Source organism: Pseudomonas sp. H3(2019) (genome assembly GCF_007713465.1).
In the GTDB taxonomy this organism is placed as follows: Bacteria; Pseudomonadota; Gammaproteobacteria; order Pseudomonadales; family Pseudomonadaceae; genus Aquipseudomonas.
The window spans coordinates 32,576-51,430 of record NZ_VMSG01000009.1; the positions used below are offsets into that span (position 1 = coordinate 32,576).

An 18,855-nucleotide genomic window follows, 5' to 3' on the forward strand; every position below is an offset into this window, starting at 1 on the left:
TTTTAAACGGCGGCGAGTATATCAGCCGCTCAAAACCCCATAAACCGCAGACAAATCCACAACCTGCGAGTCTGCCAAAGCGCTTTTTCTGCTAGTGTCCAAAGCATTCGCATTGTTTATTTGCGCTGTAGAGGAAAAACGGAAAATGGATTTGCGATTGCCTTTAACGACTGTCGGCCTTTGCCTCGCGGTACTGATCGGCGGCTGCTCACCCAGCGATGAGAAGCGCCCGCAGAGCCTCGAGGAGAAGACCGCACAGTTCGAGAAGTCGCTGGACGCGATTCAGGATCCCCAGCTCAAGGATGCCGTGGCCAACCTCGGCGGCTCGTTGCTGCTGCTCGAGCGCGCACAGCAAAAGCTTGCCATCAAGCCGATCGCCACCGAATACGGCGAAGACGCCATGGCCCTGCTCAAGCACTATCCCACCCCACAGGCGCTGGTCGACACCTACATCAATGGCCTGTTCGTATTGCGCAAGGACTCCAGCTCCGAGTATCTGACCGACTTGCAGCCGGTGTTTCCCTTCAGCTTCAACATGCCTTCCGAGTTCCCCTTTCCGCATGGGCTGGAATGGCAGTCGGTCACGCTGAGCAACAAGAAGGTCGTCCCTTTCCAGCCCGAATGGTCGGAAACCGATCCCGGCATTCAGTTGAGCCCTTCAAGCGCCAGCCTGACCAATCCGGATGACCTGACCGTGGCCTACCCTTTTGTCGAGGGCGAGAACATCGACAACAAAAGCCAGCCGCAACCGACAACCCTGAAAGGTAAAGTCGAGGTCATTGCCCCCCGCAAGGTATTCACCTTCGACCTGACGAAAAAGGACGTGGGCCAGACCCGCACTGACGACAACATCAGCGTCACCCTGAAGGCTCTCGAAAAGAACTACGCCGAGGTCGAAGTCAACAACAGCGCAGCACTGGCGCCAGACGTCCGCGATACCTCGCTCAATCCGCTGATTGTCCAGGCCAGGGACACGACCGGGCAGCTTCTCTCACGCTCGGGCTCGATCAACGAAGATGCCGCACAAATCGGGTTCTATCAAAAACAACTGGCCGAGATGCAGAAGCAGACCGCCTGGAGCGATGCGTTCGAAAAACAGCTGGAAGACGAGCAACAGGCGTTCGAGCACAAGCAGACTCATCATTACACCAAGGTGTACTTCAACGGTCCCATCGAAAACCTCGAAGTCAACGTCCTCGACTTCTCGGCCGTCACCGTCACCCGCAAAGACCTGGAACTGCCAGTACGCCGCTTCGACCGCAATACCACGGATAAAACCATCCAGAGCCTGAACCTGCCTGTGGTCGTGTACGACGATCAGGCCGCAACCTGGCTCAAAGGCGCCACACTGGATGAGGAACAGCTGAAAAAGAACATCCACGTCAATCAGTCCATCGAGGACGCCAGTGCAGCACGCATCGAATTCGATCACCCGAAAACCTTCAACGACGAACTGCTCGGCTCCTCATTCAGCCCTGGCGACACCCCCGTGACCTTCTTCACCCAGGACGATAAGGGCAAACGTGGCGAGCCCATCGAATTGCCAGCCGAGGCCTTCGAGATCGACCCGCTGCGCGCCACCATCACCTACGACCTGACCTTGTTCCCCGAAACGCCAGCGTACGCTGTCGGCTCGATGCCGTTGTTTCTGGCCAATATTGCAAAAGACAACCTCGACACCCAGAAACTGCCCAAAGGCCTGGAGCTCAAGGGCAACGCCCTGGTGGTTGACCAGAAAGTATTCCCCGCCCAGAACTGGCGCTTCTTCGCCAAGGACGCGAGCGGAAATTACCTGAAGGAGATTCTTGCGGTCAGCCACGACGCCAGCGCAGAAGGCCCGGCGGTGGTTGAGGTGCATTATTTCTACGGCCAGCCGACCAGCCTGGAAACCTACCAGCGCACCAACCTCAATACCGTCGAATACGGATTCGAGGTCAAGCTCGACAAGGCCGAAAACCCCAACCCTGTCGAATAGTCACTAATGCTCGGGGTTGAACTGAAAACCACCCGGATTTCGGCAGCGTCCACCATTGATTTCCCGCAGCTGGGCTTGCAAGTGCAAACACCAGATTTGCGGGTCATCGGCCAGCTGATAGCCGTGCAGAGTCAGGCTTTCAACGATGGTATCGAGTATCGACTCGGCCACGAAAGGACCATGAAACGGGCCTTGGGCCTTGATGGCGGAAGGTTGTTCACCGGCCATTCCGGCGGCAAACAACAAGGTCCACATACCGGTGTCCCCCGCAAGCGGGCGAATACTGCATTCGATACGGGTAACCAGGCCCAGGCATTGGCGGGTGAGGCAGAGGTTGCGCGGCATGGCGGCGACCCTCGGTAAATCGGGTATTCAGCCTCCACGGGAAGGCTGTCTCGATCCAGTGATGACTGTCGATGTCCTTGTCCTGAGCATAGAAGAAAAGTCGAGTCAGCAAGTTGACGGAGCTTAGAAGGCGCCGAATGGTCGTAGTTGGTTTTTTGACGCCACCCGGGCGGCAATAAAGCCCGGTTCAAGGAGGGGAAATTCGCTGAAAAGATCGCAGCCTGCGGCAGCTCCTACAGGAGTGCGCAGGCTGTGATCGTTCACCCATCAGGCAGGCTTGGCCGCAGCCAATGCCTCCTGTGCCTGCGCATGCTCCTTCTCGGCCTCTTTCAAGTCATCTTCGCTGATCAATTCCGCGATCACCCGCAAGCGCTCCACCACGCGAGCATTGACGCTGCCCTCAGGGAACTGACCCTCTTCGTCCGGCTCGCCGGCAGGCTCACCCACCAGCAGGCTCAGTGCCTCATCGGCCTGACGCACCGCGTAGACATGGAACTGCCCGGCACGCACGGCCGCCAGCACCCGCTCATCGAGCATCAATGTGGCGACGTTGGCCTGAGGAATGATCGCGCCCTGCTCGCCGGTCAAGCCACGCGCCTCGCAAAGACGGAAGAAGCCTTCGATCTTCTCGTTGACGCCGCCCACCGCCTGCACTTCACCGAACTGGTTGATCGAACCGGTAATCGCGAAGCACTGTTTGAGCGGGGTTTTCGACAATGCCGAAATCAACGTGCAGGCCTCGCCCAGCGATGCACTGTCACCATCGACGTAACCGTAGGATTGTTCCAGCGCGATACTGGCCGAAATTGCCAACGGGAATTCCTGGGCGTAACGGCTGCCCAGATACCCGGTGAGGATCATCACGCCCTTGGAGTGGATCGGCTGCCCGAGGTTGACCTCACGCTCGATGTCGACGATGCCGCTGCCACCGGGGTAAACCGTGGCAGAGATTCGCGCCGGTATGCCGAACGCCGAGTCGCCGACCTCCAGCACCGTCAGCCCGTTGCACTTGCCGACCGCCGCTCCTGCGGTGTCGATCAGGATGATCCCGGCCAGCATGTCATCGAGAATCCGCGCCGACACACGCCCGGTGCGGGTGGCCTTGGCCTTGAGCGCACGTTCGATGTGCCCGGCATCAGTCATCTCGTCACCGGCCAGATCGCGAATGAAGTCCGCCTCGCTGACCAACTGGAACAGATCGCCAATGCGCGCCGACAAACGGCCCTGATGCTCGGCCAGCCGCGCACTGTAGGTCGCCAGGCGCGCCACCGCATCGGCGGTCAGCGGGGCCATGCCTTCTTCCGAGGTGCGGGTTTTGAGCAACTGAGCAAACTGCTCGAGGCTCTCATCGACCATCGGGATGTCTTCATCGAAATCCACCAGTACCCGGAACATCTCCTGGAAGTCCGGATCGAGGTCTTGCAGCGTGTAATACAGCTGGCGTGCGCCGATGATGACGACTTTGACCTGCAACGGAATATGTTGCGGTGTCAGGGTCACCGTGGCCAGTCGGCCCAATTCGCCCAGCGGTGATTCCATTTTCAGTTTGCGTGACTGCAAGGCCCGCTTCAGCGCATCCCAGACAAAGGGTTCGCTGAGCATTTTTTCGGCTTCCAGAATCAGGAAGCCGCCGTTGGCCCGGTGCAGTGCGCCCGGACGCAACTGCCGATAAGTGGTGTAGAGCGCACCCTGATCAGTGCTGTACTCGATACGGCCGAACAGGTTGTCGTAAGTCGGGTGCGGTTCGAACACCACAGGGGCACCGCCACTGTGCGGATGACCGACCACCAGGCTCGGACCATATTGCTCTTCGAGCAATTTACGAGCGACCGCGTCGGTCTTGCTGTCATCGACCAGTTGCTCGACCACCGTCTTGAGCAGATACACCTGCATCGCTTGCAGATAACCGCACACCGCCGCGTTTTCTGCGTACTTTTCCGACAGCGGCGAAAGCAATGGCTGCAAGGCCAAGGTGATGGTTTCTTCGTTGAGCTGGCGCAGTTGATTGCTCGACTCGCGCTTCCACTGCGGCAAGCTGGCCAACTCTTCGTTCAGCCGCTCTTCCAGTCCGGAAATATCGTCGTGGAAGCGCTCGCGAACGGCTTCCGGCAACTGGGCGAATTCCGCTTCGTCCAGCGCCTTGCCTTCACTCATCGGGGTGAAGGCGATGTTGGTGCTGTCACGGTACAGCGCGACTTCTTTCTCCAGTGCCAGGCGCTCGATCACGTCCAGTGCACGGTCGTAGCGCTGATTGAAGGCGCGGTCGATGGCACTTTTCTTTTGCTGGTAGGACGGGTGCTCGAAGACCGCTGGAAACGTCGCCAGCAGGTTGTCGATCAGACCGTTGATGTCGGTGATGAACGCACCGGCCGTCCCCGACGGCAACTCCAGTGCGCGAGGTTCGCGCGGCTCATCGAAATTGTTGACGTAGACCCAGTCCGCCGGGGTCTGCAGGCGTTTGCCTTCGGCTTTCAGGTAGCGTTTGACGAAAGAGAACCGGCCGGTACCGGGCTCACCCATGACAAACACGTTGTAACCGGGGCGTGGCATGGCCACACCGAACTGCAAGGCTTCAACCGCACGTTCCTGGCCGAGCACGCCGCGAAAAGGCTCCAGCTCATTAGTGGTAGAGAAGCTGAACTGTTCAGCGGAAAACGGACGGGTCAGCGCTTCAGGCGCTAGACGCAAGCTGGCAGCAACAGGATCGGGCATCGGGCTTCCTTACATCAGGCGGGGCAATTGAAGGCATTCTGGCGCTGCCCGTGCCTGACTGGCAAGGCGCGCCTTGGGTAAAAGCATAGTCAAGTGCCGAACCCCGTTCGGGATGGGGCTACATCAATGATGACAGGGAATGTTTGGCGAAAAAACACGGAACCCCTGGATCGTGCCTAGACTCCAAACTGCGCGGCTGGACCAATCACCAGCCCAATGGCGTCGGAGCGGCGCCAGAACCCCTGTCCATTGGTACGCAAACAAAAGAGAACACAGCTATGAAACGGATTCTTCTTGGTACTCTCTTCACCGTTGCATCCCTCAACGCCATGGCCCAGGCGCCAGGCGGCCCGGATTGCGGTTGGGGCAACATGCTGTTCGAAGGTCAGCGTGGCACCCCGGCACACTTCCTCGCATCCACCACCAACGGCACTTCTGGCAACGCCACTTTCGGCATGACATCCGGCACCAACGGTTGCGCAACCAACGCCGCGCTGACCTATGGCGGCAAATCCTGGATTGCCATGAACGGCATGATGAACGAACTGTCCGAAGACATGGCCAAGGGCTCCGGAGAAGCGCTGACCACCTATGCCGTGGTACTGGGCGTCGCACCGCAAGACCGTGCGTATTTCGCCACCGTCACCCACGAGCATTTCCAGCAGATTTTCAGCAAGGCTGACGTGACCGCTGAAGACGTGCATACCAATACCCTGGCAGTACTCAAAGGCGATGCTCGTCTGGCCAAATATGCGACCCCGGCTTAAGCTCGGCCTCACCCGCTCTGTTACCGGAGCGGGTTTTGTTCTTGGGACCTGACCTTTTTGGGGTCTTTTTTTTGAATTAAGTAGCCCACCATGCTCAAACGCCTTGCCTGTCTGGCGCTGTTTGTCTGCGCCCCGCTGTCCGCCGCGCCTCGTATCGACAACCAACGTTTGCAGCAACTGGCCAACGACCGGTTCTGGATTTCCCTGGGCCACTACGAAAGCGCAAAACTCGGTGGCTGGCGCAGCTATGTCAGCGACAAGAAGTTCTTCCTGGCGGCCAACGGCGCCGAACATCCCGACGCAGAGCTGGCGGCCACCGTACAAGCGCTCTACGCTCCCGCCAGCAAAGGCCAGCAGCATGCGCAATGTGTTTACCCGGCGCGTACCCGCTGGTTGAAAGCCCAACTGAACCTGAACGATTTGCCGACGGTGGATTGCAGCGAGTTCAAACAATGGTTCAAGGACGTATCACCCCACAGCGCGGTGATGATTTTTCCGGCGGCCTATCTGAACAGCCCGTCATCGATGTTCGGTCACACCTTGTTGCGCATCGATCAGGCTGACGTGCAAACCGACCACACTGCCCTGCTCAGTTACGCGATCAATTTCGGCGCCTATATCGAAGGTTCGGACAACAGCATTCTGTATGCCTGGAAAGGCCTGATGGGTGGCTATCCAGGGTTGTTCGCACTGGTGCCCTATCAGGAAAAACTCTCGGAATACCGCAGCCTGGAAAACCGCGATCTGTGGGAATACCGGTTGAACCTGACGCAGGCAGAAACCGAGCGCATGGTCGAGCATGTATGGGAGCTCAAGCAGATTCAGTTCGATTATTTCTTCTTTGATGAAAACTGCTCTTACCGCTTGCTGGAGTTGCTGCAAGTGGCACGACCGAGCCTCAGGCTCACCGAACAATTCCCGCTAACCGCGATTCCTACCGACACCGTCAAAGCGGTGAAAGACGCCGGGCTGGTGGAAAAAATCGATTACCGGCCGTCCCGCGAACGTGAGCTGTTGAGCCGTGCCAAACCGCTCACCGACGATGAACAACAATGGGTGTTGAAGGTCAGCGCCGACCAGAAACGCTTGCAGGAGCCGACCTTCAAGGCGCTGCCACGTGATCGTCAGGCATTGATTATCGACGCGGCCTACCGTCTTGAGCGCTACCGTGCCAACGGCCAGGAACGCGATCCACAGCGCGCGCAACGCAGCTTCGAGCTGCTGCGGGCGATCAATCAGAACCCGGCACCGGAGCTGTCCATCGAACGCCCGGGCTTGCCGGAAAACGGTCACGAGTCGCGCACCTGGCAGGCCGGCATCGGCACCCGTGGCGACAAAGCCTTTGGTGAATATGGCCTGCGCATGGCCTATCACGACCTCAACGACAATGCCGAAAGCTTTCCGCTCGGTGCGCAGATTGAAATTCTCCAGATGAAGCTGCGCCAGTACGAAGGCAATCACTGGCAATTGCAGCAACTGGACCTGGCGACCATCCGCTCCCTGACCCCGCGCAACGAGCTGCTGCAACCGTGGTCCTGGCAGGTGACCGGCGGCCTGGAGCGAGTCCCGGGAAAGCACGACGATGAAACCCTGGTCAGCCATGTCAACGGCGGCGCCGGCGGCACCTGGCAATTGGGCGACGATGTACTGGGCTTCGTCCTTGGCACCGTGCGCATCGAGCACAACAGCGACTTTGCCGGTTTCATCGCACCCGCCGCCGGTTTCAACAGCGGTGTTCTGTGGAAGAACCCGCTGGGCAATCTGAGCCTGGAAACCAAAGGTGATTACTTCACTAACGGTGAAGTACGGCGCAGCCTTAGCCTGAACCAGCAGTGGGAACTGTCGCGTAACCTGGGTCTACGCCTGAGCGCCCAACGCGAGTTCAGCCGCGTCGCGTCACCCGAAAACGAGGTTATGCTGGAAGTGAAGTGGTATCACTATTGAAGCTGCAAGCCCCCCATAGGCTTATCGCTTGCAACAGGTCGCTTTCGGACAACCGCCGAAATCTAAAGCCTGCGACGATGACTTGAAACCCATTCAGGGAGAACCGCCATGAGCCGCGCTTTCGTCAATGAAGATAACGCCGCTGCACCAGCCGACCAGCCGGTAGAGCGCCAGGTCAGCACGCAGCCCAACTACGTCACGCCCGAAGGCCTCGCCCTGCTGCAGGCCAAAGTCGCCGAGCTGCAAACCCTGCACGGCGAACAGTCGGCCCGCGAGGAAGCGGACCCACAATGGCTGGCCGATCTCGAGCGTGATTTGCGTTACTTCAAACAACGCCTGCAAAGCGCTCAAGTGGTGACGCCGGCCACTTCCACCAAGAAAGTGCAGATTGGCAGTTGGGTGACGTACGCCGATGAACTCGGTACCGAACGACGTGTGCAACTGGTCGGCGAAGATCAGGCCAATGCCGCCAAAGGCCTGATCAACTGGAGCTCACCGCTGGGACGGGCGCTGCTCGGCGCACAGCTGAACGACGAAGTGCTCTGGCAACGGCCCGCCGGCGATCAGTTGATCGAAATCATCCGCATCGAGCCGCGTTAAACCACCCCCAGGCCTGGGAATGACGCGCAAAAAAACGGAGCCCGAAGGCTCCGTTTTTCATGTAACCGGCCTATCAGGCCAGTTTCTTGTGACGCACCCGGTGTGGCTGGGAAGCGGCATCGCCAAGACGCTTTTTGCGGTCGGCTTCGTACTCGGTGTAGTTACCTTCGAAGAACACTGCTTGCGAGTCGTCTTCGTACGCCAGGATGTGGGTCGCGACGCGGTCAAGGAACCACCGATCGTGAGAGATCACAATGGCGGCGCCCGGGAAGTCCAGCAGGGCTTCTTCCAGCGAACGCAGGGTTTCAACGTCGAGGTCGTTGGACGGTTCGTCGAGCAGCAGGACGTTGCCGCCCTCTTTCAGGGTCAGGGCCAGGTGCAAGCGACCACGCTCACCACCGGACAGGTCCTTGACGAACTTCTGCTGATCGCCGCCCTTGAAGTTGAAACGGCCGACGTAGGTGCGCGACGGGATCTCGTAGTTGCCGATGCGGATCTGGTCGGAACCGTCGGAGATCTGCTGGAACACAGTCTTGCTGCCGTCCAGGTCTTCACGGCTCTGGTCGACGCAGGCCAGTTGCACGGTTTCGCCGACTTCGATGGTGCCCGAATCCGGGGTTTCCTTGCCCATCAGCATGCGGAACAGCGTGGATTTACCCGCACCGTTACCACCGATCACGCCGACGATGGCGCCTTTCGGCATGGAGAACGACAGGTTGTCGATCAACACGCGATCGCCATAGCCCTTGCTGACGTTCTTGAATTCGATGACCTTGTCGCCCAGGCGTGGACCGGCCGGGATGTAGATCTCGTTGGTTTCGCTGCGCTTCTGGAATTCCTGCGATTGCATTTCTTCGAAGCGTTGCAGACGCGCCTTGGATTTCGACTGACGGGCCTTGGCGCCTTTGCGCACCCACTCCAGCTCTTCCTTCATGGCCTTTTCATGGGCCGACTGCTGCTTCGATTCGGCGGCCAGACGATCGGACTTGGCTTCAAGCCAGCCCGAATAGTTGCCCTCGTAAGGAATACCGGCGCCGCGGTCGAGTTCCAGAATCCAGCCGGCGACGTTGTCCAGGAAGTAACGGTCGTGCGTGATCGCAACCACGGTACCCGGGAAGTCGTGGAGGAAATGCTCCAGCCAGGCCACCGAGTCGGCGTCCAGGTGGTTGGTTGGCTCGTCGAGCAGCAGCATGTCCGGGGCGGACAGCAGCAGACGGCACAGGGCCACACGACGCTTTTCACCACCGGACAGGTGTTCGATTTTGGCATCCCAGGCCGGCAGACGCAGCGCATCGGCAGCGACTTCCAGTTGGCGATCCAGATTGTGACCGTCGCCCGCCTGCAGGATAGCTTCGAGCTTGGCCTGTTCGGCGGCCAGTTTGTCGAAGTCGGCATCCGGGTCGGCGTATTCGGCATAAACCTGATCCAGACGCGCCTGCGCGTCCTTGATCACGCTGACCGCTTCCTCGACCACGTCACGCACGGTCTTTGTCGGATCCAGCAGCGGCTCTTGTGGCAGGTAGCCGATGTTCAATTCCGGCATCGGACGGGCTTCGCCGTCGAACTCGGTGTCGACGCCGGCCATGATTTTCAACAGTGTGGATTTACCCGAGCCGTTGAGGCCGAGTACGCCGATCTTGGCGCCCGGGAAGAACGACAGCGAAATGTTTTTCAGGATTTCCCGCTTCGGCGGAACAACTTTGCCCAGCCGATGCATGGTGAAGACGTATTGAGCCATGGAGAACCTAGGGTCAGTGACTGATGAATATAAGCACGGGCGAAGCCCGGGCCAGGCCATACGCGCCGCCAGCGATTGATCGCTATCAATAGGTGCGCGCGAAAAAAGCCTGAGTCTAAGAGCTGGAACGCTCCCGCGTAACCGGCAAAGCTACCTTAATGATGAAAGGCAGTCCAGCCGAGAGGGGCTGGCACTTTGCCAAAGCTCAAGGCATGCTAGCCGCCCTCCGGGCGTCCGGCTTATAGTGCACGTCGCGCCAATCCAGCCAAACCGCAGGATCATAGTTTGTCCAATGTCACTCCGCCTTCATCCGTGAGCGCACTGAGTCCTGCGACCGGATCGCCCCTGCGCGGCACCTTGAAAGGTGCATTGGCGACGCTTGTCCTGCTGTTGATCGGATTGCTGATCTGGCAATTGTTCGACCAACTGAGCGAAACCCAGAACAGCCAGCGCCAGAACACCATCGACTACACCGCCGATCTGGCCGCGCAAGTCAGCCTGAACATGGCGCTCAACGCTCAGATCGCACTGAATCTGCTACCGATCGTCGAAAAACCGCAGACCGTTGATCAGCAACAGGCGTTGCTGCGCAAGCTGCAGCAGTCCTTGCCTGATTTACTCAGCCTGGCGCTGCTCAGTCCCTCGGGGAAAATCCTCAGTGACAGCACCAGCGACAGCCAGGATGCCGACTACCTGAGCGAGCTGGTCCGGCGCAGTCACGCGCAGGTGCATTACTTCAGCAATGCCAACGACGGCTCGGTGGTGAACCTGTTACTGCACCAGGCCAGCGGCGGCACGCGCGACTACTGGGTCTTGCGCCTGCGACCGACGTTTTTCTCTTCACTGACCAAACAGAGTGACACCGGGATCCGTCCGCTGTGGGTGGTGGAAAACCGCATCAACCAACTGATCATCAGCCGCGACGACGGGTTGCCCTCGAACAAGCCGGACACGGTAAACGCCAATGACCTGGCGAACAGCGTACTGGTCGTACCACTCAGTAACAGCGACTGGCAATTACGCGGGCTGTTTGACCGGCAACGAGTGTTCGAACAATTGCTGCCGGTGTTGATCGGCAAATGCCTGCTGGGTTTGGCCTTCTCGCTGCTACCACTCATCGCATTGTTGAATATGCGCCGACGCCAGCGTCAGGTGCACGACGGACGTCGGCGCTATCGGGACATTTTCGACGGCACCGGTGTTGCGCTCTGCGTACTGGATCTCTCCGGACTCAAAGCCTGCCTCGACAAGGCGCAACTGCACACCAGCGAGCAATTGCAGCGGTGGCTGGAGAACGCCGAACAACGCCGACAGTTGCTACAAGAGTTGCGCATCACCGAGGTCAACCAGGTCGCCTTGCACCTTCTCAACGTCCAGTCCAGCGAGCAAGCCTGGAAGCTGCTGATCGAAGGCGGGCCACTGGATGGCAATGCCATCGGCAACCAGTTGCTCGATGCCGTGCTCAACCAGCAGAAACAGCTGGAACTGGAGATCAAGCTCAGGGACACCCAGGGCCGCGACCAGCATCTGTGGCTGGTGTTGCATTTGCCACAAGCTCAGCACGACGCCAAAGCGGTGATCCTCAGCATCAGCGATATCACCAGCCGTAAAATTGTCGAGCTGTCGCTGCTGGAGCGTGAAGGTTTCTGGTCGGATGTCGTGCGTACCGTCCCCGATCATCTCTACGTGCAGGACGTGATCAGCCAGCGGATGATTTTCAGTAACCACCACCTGGGCCAGACGCTGGGTTACAGCAAAACCGAACTGCACCAGATGGGCGAGTACTTCTGGGAGATTCTGCTGCACCCCGAAGACGCCGATCACTACCACCGCTTGCGGCAGGAACAGCGCCAGGCCGGTTACACCCAACTGATGCAGTGCCAGTTGCGCTTCCGTCACCGCGACGGCAAATGGCGGCGTTTCGAAGTCCGCGAGCAGGCGCTGGCGCGGGACAAACACGACCAGGTCACCCGCATCATTGGCGTGGCCAAAGACATTACCGATCAGATCGAAGCCAGCGAGTCCCTGCGCGACAGCGAGCAGCGTTACCGGATGCTCGCTGAAAGCATCAGCGACGTGATTTTCTCCACCGACAGCAAACTCTCGCTCAATTACGTCAGCCCGTCGGTGAACGCCGTGCTCGGCTATGACGTTGACTGGATCTTCCAGAATGGCTGGCAATCAACCATCGCCAACCCGCAACAATTGACCGGCATCTACAGCCTGATGGACCGGGTCAGCAAGGCTCTGGATAAACCCGAGCAACTGGCGCAACTGCGCAGTCAGGTGCAAACCCAGCTGTTCCTGTTCGACTGCTTGCGCGCCGACGGGCGCAAGATCCCGATCGAACTGCGCCTGGTCCTGGTCTGGGATGAACATGGCGCGTTCGAAGGTGTGCTCGGGGTCGGTCGCGATATCAGCCAGCAGCGCCGCGCCGAGAAAGACCTGCGCATGGCGGCCACGGTTTTCGAGCACTCGACGTCGGCGATTCTGATCACCGACCCGGCCGGCTACATCGTGCAGGCCAACGAAGCCTTCAGCCGTGTCAGCGGTTATGAAGTGGCGCAGGTCCTCGACCAGTTGCCGAACATGCTGACCGTCGATGACCAGCAGGAAGCCCACCTGCGCTATGTGCTCAAGCAACTGCACCAGCACAGCACCTGGGAAGGCGAAGTCTGGCTCAAGCGCCGCAACGGTGAACACTACCCGGCGTGGGTCGGCATTACGGCAGTACTCGATGACGAAGGCGACCTCGCCAGCTACGTGTGCTTCTTTACTGACATCAGCGAACGCAAGGCCAGCGAACAGCGGATTCACCGCCTCGCTTACTATGACGCCCTGACCCACCTGCCCAACCGCACCTTGTTCCAGGACCGGTTGCACACCGCGCTGCAATCGGCAGAGCGGCAGAAGTCGTGGGTCGTGCTGATGTTCCTCGATCTCGACCGCTTCAAGCCGATCAACGACTCCCTCGGCCACGCCGCCGGCGACCGCATGCTCAAGGAAATGGCCACCCGCCTGCTCGCTTGCGTCGACGATGACGACACGGTAGCGCGCATGGGCGGCGATGAGTTCACCTTGCTCCTGCAACCGCGTGCCAGCCGTGAGCTCGCGCTGAATCGGGCGATTCATGTGGCCGAGCAGATCCTTGCCAGCCTGGTGAAGCCGTTTGTCCTCGAAGGCCGCGAGTTCTTTGTCACCGCCAGCATCGGCATCGCCTTGAGTCCTCAGGACGGCAACGAACTGAGCCAACTGATGAAGAACGCCGACACGGCGATGTACCACGCCAAGGAGCGCGGCAAGAACAACTTCCAGTTCTATCAGGCGGACATGAACGCCAGCGCCCTGGAGCGCCTGGAACTGGAAAGCGACCTGCGCCACGCCCTTGAGCAAAACGAATTCGTTCTGTACTACCAGCCGCAACTCAGCGGCGACGGTAAACGCCTGACCGGCGCCGAAGCCCTGCTGCGCTGGCAGCATCCACGTCGCGGGCTGGTGCCGCCGGGAGACTTCATACCAGTGCTCGAAGAGCTCGGACTGGTGGTGGATGTCGGTGACTGGGTGATCAGCGAGGCCTGCCGTCAGCTCAAGAGCTGGCACCAGAACAAGGTCCGCGTCCCGAAAGTCTCGGTGAACATCTCTGCACGGCAGTTCTCCGACGGCCAGCTTGGCACGCGCATCGCCACCATCCTCAAGGACACGGGCCTGCCACCGGCCTGCCTGGAGCTGGAACTGACCGAAAGCATCCTGATGCGTGAAGTCAGCGAAGCCATGCAGATTCTCGCCGGGCTGAAAAACCTGGGCCTGAGCATCGCGGTCGACGACTTCGGCACCGGTTATTCATCGCTGAACTACTTGAAGCAGTTCCCGATCGATGTGCTGAAAATCGACCGGACCTTCGTCGACGGCCTGCCGTCCGGCGAACAGGACGCGCAGATTGCCCGAGCGATCATCGCCATGGCCCACAGCCTGAACCTGGCGGTGATCGCCGAGGGCGTGGAAACCCACGAACAGCTCGACTTCCTGCGTGAACACGGCTGCGACGAAGTGCAGGGTTATCTGTTTGGCCGCCCGATGCCGGCGGCGCGTTTCGAAGCGCAGTTCAGCAATGATGCGTTGTTCATGTTCGACTGACCTTCCCATGTGGAGCGTGGGAACGATCTATGGATATCACCGCCTGTGGAGCGAGCCTGCTCGCGATGAGGCCTGCACAATCACCGCATATCCCGTCATGAACACCACTTGTCTGCGACATGATGTCCTTTCATATGCCAGACAAAACCCATTGGGTTAGAATGCCTTCCTTTTCTGCCCCCCGATCCTTGAGGACCGCCATGTTCAGCCGTGATTTGACTATTGCCAAGTACGACGCCGACCTTTTTGCCGCCATGGAGCAAGAAGCTCAGCGCCAGGAAGAACACATCGAGCTGATCGCTTCGGAAAACTACACCAGCCCTGCGGTGATGGAAGCTCAAGGCTCGGTTCTGACCAACAAGTACGCCGAAGGCTACCCAGGCAAGCGCTACTACGGCGGTTGCGAGTACGTCGACGTGGTTGAGCAACTGGCCATCGACCGTGCCAAGCAGCTGTTCGGCGCCGATTACGCCAACGTTCAGCCACACGCCGGCTCGCAAGCCAACAGCGCCGTTTACCTGGCCCTGCTGCAAGCGGGCGACACCATCCTGGGCATGAGCCTGGCCCACGGCGGTCACCTGACCCACGGCGCCAGCGTTTCCTCCTCCGGCAAGCTGTACAACGCCGTTCAGTACGGTATCGACAGCAACGGCCTGATCGACTACGACGAAGTCGAGCGTCTGGCTGTTGAGCACAAGCCAAAAATGATCGTGGCCGGTTTCTCTGCCTACTCGCAGATCCTGGACTTCCCGCGCTTCCGTGAAATCGCTGACAAGGTGGGCGCCTACCTGTTCGTCGACATGGCTCACGTCGCTGGTCTGGTCGCTGCTGGCGTCTATCCGAACCCGGTGCCATTCGCTGACGTGGTCACCACCACGACCCACAAGACCCTGCGCGGTCCACGTGGCGGCCTGATCCTGGCTCGCGCCAACGCCGACATCGAGAAGAAACTCAACTCCGCAGTATTCCCGGGCGCCCAGGGCGGCCCGCTGGAACACGTGATCGCCGCTAAAGCGATCTGCTTCAAGGAAGCCCTGCAGCCTGAGTTCAAGACCTACCAGCAACAAGTGGTCAAGAACGCCCAGGCCATGGCCGGCGTGTTCATCGAGCGCGGTTTTGACGTGGTCTCCGGCGGTACCGAAAACCACCTGTTCCTGCTGTCGCTGATCAAGCAGGAAATCTCCGGTAAAGACGCCGACGCCGCTCTGGGCAAAGCGTTCATCACTGTGAACAAGAACTCGGTACCGAACGATCCACGCTCCCCGTTCGTCACCTCCGGCCTGCGTTTCGGTACTCCGGCTGTGACCACTCGCGGCTTCAAAGAGACTGAGTGCAAAGAGCTGGCCGGCTGGATCTGCGACATCCTGGCAGACCTGAACAACGAAGCGGTGATCGACGCCGTTCGCGAGAAGGTCAAGGCCATCTGCAAGAAGCTGCCGGTATACGGCGCTTAATCAGCCCGCTAAACCGCAGCAAAAAGAAACCGGCCAGTGATGGCCGGTTTTTTTTCGCCTGCGAAACCGCTCAAGATCGGCCCTTACCGCTCAACTGGTAAGACCGGTAAAGCCAATTTGTCATTTTCCGCTTGCGACCCTCCGAAAACAGCGCCTACACTGCGCCTGCACTGGACATACCGGTAAGACCACAATAATTAAGTCCTGAATCTGATGCGCACAGCGCACGGCACCCGGGACACTCACCAGGATTCCTCCCATGCTCAGATGGTGCTCGCGCTCAATCTTCCTTCAAGTTGTCCTTGGACTGGTGCTCGGCATCATCTGCGGACTGACCCTTCCCGAATACTCCGCCCAGTTAAAACCCCTCGGCGACGGCTTCATCAAACTGATCAAAATGCTCATCGGCCTGATCGTGTTCTGCGTGGTGGTCAGCGGCATTTCCGGCGCTGGCGACCTGAAAAAGGTCGGACGCATCGGCCTCAAATCGGTGATCTACTTCGAAGTGCTGACCACCATCGCCCTGGTGATCGGTCTGGTGTTCGCGTTCAGTACCGGTATCGGCAGCGGCGCGAACATTCATCTGGATCAGCTTTCCACCGCCGACATGGGCGATATCGCCCAGCGCGGCCAGCACATGCACACCACCACTCAGTTTCTGATGGACCTGATCCCGACCTCGGTGATTGGCGCCTTTGCCGACAACAACATCTTGCAGGTGCTGCTGTTCTCGGTCTTGTTTGGCAGTGCGCTGAACCTGGTGGGTGAAGCGGCGTCGGGGATCTCGCGACTGATCAACGAGCTCAGCCATGTGATCTTCCGCATCATGGGCATGATCGTACGTCTGGCACCGATTGGTGTGTTTGGTGCGATTGCCTTCACCACCAGCAAATATGGCCTGGACTCCCTGCAACACCTGGGCAGCCTGATCGGCCTGTTCTACCTGACGTGTACGGTGTTCGTGTCGTTGATCCTGGGGCTGGTGATGCGCCTTTCCGGCCTGCGGCTGCTGCCATTTCTCAAATACCTGCGCGAAGAGTTGCTGATCGTCCTGGGCACCGCCTCCTCTGACGCCGTGCTCCCGCAGATCATGCGCAAACTGGAGCACCTGGGCATCGGTAGCTCGACAGTTGGCCTGGTGATTCCAACCGGTTATTCGTTCAACCTCGATGGTTTTTCGATCTACCTGACCCTGGCCATCGTGTTTATCGCCAACGCCACCGGCACACCACTGGCCATGAGCGATTTGCTGACCATCCTGCTGGTCTCGCTGATCACCTCCAAAGGTGCCCACGGCATTCCCGGCTCGGCCCTGGTGATTCTGGCGGCGACCCTGACCGCGATCCCGGCGATTCCGGTGGTGGGCCTGGTGCTGGTATTGGCAGTGGACTGGTTCATGGGCATTGGCCGGGCACTGACCAACCTGATCGGTAACTGTGTCGCCACCGTGGCCATCGCCCGCTGGGAAAAAGACATCGATGTCCAGCGTGCCAACAAGGTACTGTCCGGCGAGCAGGGTTACACCTTCCAGTCGCGTAAATCAGCACCGCCCGCGCATCAGCAAGAATTTTGACCGAACCTTGTGCCTGTCACTGGCAGGCACAACAACTCAGCGTTTTACCGTCTCTCATGGAGCGAACAGTGATTACCTCGTCGACAGTTGTAAATTCAGTGGTTGAAAAGCTTCGCGCCGCGTTGGCGCGCGGGCAGTGGCGCTCGGGCGATATGTTGCCGGGGCAACGCGAACTGGCTGAACAACTGGGTATCAGCCGGCCTAGCCTGCGTGAAGCGGTGATCGTGCTGGAAACCCTCGGCCTGGTGCGCTCCATGCCCGGCAAAGGCGTGGTGGTGCTTGAGGCCAACCTGAACGACGCGCCAGCCAACGACAGTGGCGTAGCCGGCGCCAGTCTCGAGGATGTGCTGCAACTGCGTTACACCCTCGAACCGTTCATTGTCGGATTGGTTGCCCAGTCCATCAGCAGCAAGGAAATCGGCCAACTGCGCCTGACGCTGATGGACATGCGCGAAGCCCTCGAAGCCAACGACAGCGAAGCCGGAATGAACGCCTACATCGCATTCCACGAAGAACTGTTCACCCTGACCTCGAACCCGATCTTCCAGAACGTCGTGCAGCAAACCAGCAACGCTCTCAAACAGAGCGCCGAGATGCTGCGCAATTCGCCGGAACATTTGGCCGGGCGCCTGGAAGAAAACGAAGCCGTGGTCCGCGCGATCCGCAGTAAAAACAGTGCCCTGGCCAGCGCCGAAATGCGCCGGCACATTCTTCAGGAAGGGGAACGCATGGGCATTGAAATGAATATCCCGGACGACAATCTGGGCCAATAACTGCTTGTAGAACCCCTATCGGCAACCGGACTGGAGACAGGCCATGAGTTCCTACGCCTTGAAGAATCCCGTTTTCTCGATTTCCGCCGCCCTGCCCTTGCGCCGCCAGAGCGAAAAGAAGCGTTGCGTCGATGACATCTATCCGCAGATTTTCGACGCCATTCTCGAACAACGCATCGCCCCGGCCAGCCGCTTCACCGAAGAAAGCCTTGGCCAGGCATTCGGTGTCAGCCGCAGCATCATCCGCCAGGTACTGGCGCGATTGTCCCATCAGCAAGTGGTCATCCTGCGGCCCAATCATCGTCCGCAAGTTGCTGCCCCCGATGCCGAACAAACCCGCCAGATACTCCACGCCCGCAGGCTGACTGAAACCACCCTGGTGCGACTGGCCTGCCAGCAACCGACTTCCCGGCATCTGCCGCAGTTACACGAACTGATCGAACGCGAACGCCGCTGTATCGAGCAAAACCAGCGTGGGCCGGCGATTCGCCTGTCGGGTGAGTTCCATCTGCAACTGGCGCAAGTTGCCGGCAACGCACCGCTGGCACAATTTCTTGGTAGCCTGGTGCCGCTGACATCGCTGGCTATCGCCTGCTACGAAGAACAGTCGCCCAGTCATTGTGCGTGGCAGGAGCATGCGGCGATTGTCGAGGCGATAGAGCGCGGAGACGCCAAGGCTGCCGTGGGGTTGATGACCGAGCACCTGGATCATCTTGAGGAGAAATTGCTGAGCCCGGAATCGGCCCCTGATAGCGTCGCCGGTTAGATCGCCATCGCGGGCACGCCTTGCTCCTACAAGTGATACGCACGCCTTGCAGGAGCAAGGCTTGCCCGCGATGA

Annotated in this window: 12 protein-coding genes; 9 read left to right on the forward strand and 3 right to left on the reverse strand. The window is 59.4% G+C overall.

Going from position 1 to position 18,855, the window contains the following annotated elements; all coding sequences use genetic code 11:
• Positions 1–145: 145 nt before the first annotated feature.
• On the forward strand, positions 146–1,975 hold the full coding sequence (locus tag FPT12_RS11140) for a hypothetical protein (protein ID WP_145016305.1): 1,830 nt from the start codon (positions 146–148) through the stop codon (positions 1,973–1,975).
• A 3-nt stretch (positions 1,976–1,978) separates the two neighbouring features.
• Here the strand turns inward: FPT12_RS11140 and FPT12_RS11145 are convergent, their stop codons facing one another.
• Positions 1,979–2,320 carry a hypothetical protein gene (locus FPT12_RS11145; protein WP_019691608.1) on the reverse strand — a complete coding sequence of 114 codons (342 nt, stop codon included), beginning with the start codon at positions 2,318–2,320 and terminating at the stop codon, positions 1,979–1,981.
• A 267-nt stretch (positions 2,321–2,587) separates the two neighbouring features.
• Positions 2,588–5,032, reverse strand: a complete 2,445-nt coding sequence (locus FPT12_RS11150; RefSeq protein ID WP_145016306.1) for a Lon protease family protein — start codon at positions 5,030–5,032, stop codon at positions 2,588–2,590.
• A 278-nt stretch (positions 5,033–5,310) separates the two neighbouring features.
• Here FPT12_RS11150 and FPT12_RS11155 point away from each other — a divergent pair, with 278 nt between their 5' ends.
• The 3 genes from FPT12_RS11155 to FPT12_RS11165 all read left to right on the forward strand — a co-directional run bounded on the left by FPT12_RS11155 (position 5,311) and on the right by FPT12_RS11165 (position 8,343).
• Entirely contained in the window at positions 5,311–5,799 is a 489-nt protein-coding gene (locus tag FPT12_RS11155; RefSeq protein ID WP_054595506.1) for a DUF3015 domain-containing protein, read from the forward strand.
• A gap of 90 nt (positions 5,800–5,889) precedes the next feature.
• Complete coding sequence (locus tag FPT12_RS11160; protein ID WP_145016307.1) at positions 5,890–7,743, forward strand: DUF4105 domain-containing protein; 1,854 nt, start codon at positions 5,890–5,892, stop codon at positions 7,741–7,743.
• Positions 7,744–7,851: 108 nt separating this feature from the next.
• Positions 7,852–8,343, forward strand: a complete 492-nt coding sequence (locus FPT12_RS11165) for a GreA/GreB family elongation factor (RefSeq protein ID WP_145016308.1) — start codon at positions 7,852–7,854, stop codon at positions 8,341–8,343.
• Between the two features lie 73 nt (positions 8,344–8,416).
• Here the strand turns inward: FPT12_RS11165 and ettA are convergent, their stop codons facing one another.
• Positions 8,417–10,081, reverse strand: a complete 1,665-nt coding sequence (ettA, locus tag FPT12_RS11170) for an energy-dependent translational throttle protein EttA (protein WP_145016309.1) — start codon at positions 10,079–10,081, stop codon at positions 8,417–8,419.
• A gap of 285 nt (positions 10,082–10,366) precedes the next feature.
• On the opposite strand from ettA, the gene FPT12_RS11175 reads away from it, so the two are divergent.
• From FPT12_RS11175 to FPT12_RS11195, 5 genes are all read left to right on the forward strand, one after another.
• Positions 10,367–14,215 (forward strand): bifunctional diguanylate cyclase/phosphodiesterase, encoded by a 3,849-nt coding sequence (locus FPT12_RS11175; protein ID WP_145016310.1) that lies wholly within the window; start codon positions 10,367–10,369, stop codon positions 14,213–14,215.
• 200 nt (positions 14,216–14,415) lie between these two features.
• Entirely contained in the window at positions 14,416–15,669 is a 1,254-nt protein-coding gene (gene glyA, locus FPT12_RS11180; RefSeq protein ID WP_145016311.1) for a serine hydroxymethyltransferase, read from the forward strand.
• Positions 15,670–15,928: 259 nt separating this feature from the next.
• Complete coding sequence (locus FPT12_RS11185) at positions 15,929–17,242, forward strand: C4-dicarboxylate transporter DctA (protein WP_019691600.1); 1,314 nt, start codon at positions 15,929–15,931, stop codon at positions 17,240–17,242.
• A gap of 68 nt (positions 17,243–17,310) precedes the next feature.
• Entirely contained in the window at positions 17,311–18,015 is a 705-nt protein-coding gene (locus FPT12_RS11190; protein WP_145016312.1) for a FadR/GntR family transcriptional regulator, read from the forward strand.
• A 43-nt stretch (positions 18,016–18,058) separates the two neighbouring features.
• Positions 18,059–18,781, forward strand: a complete 723-nt coding sequence (locus tag FPT12_RS11195) for a GntR family transcriptional regulator (RefSeq protein WP_145016313.1) — start codon at positions 18,059–18,061, stop codon at positions 18,779–18,781.
• Positions 18,782–18,855: the final 74 nt, after the last annotated feature.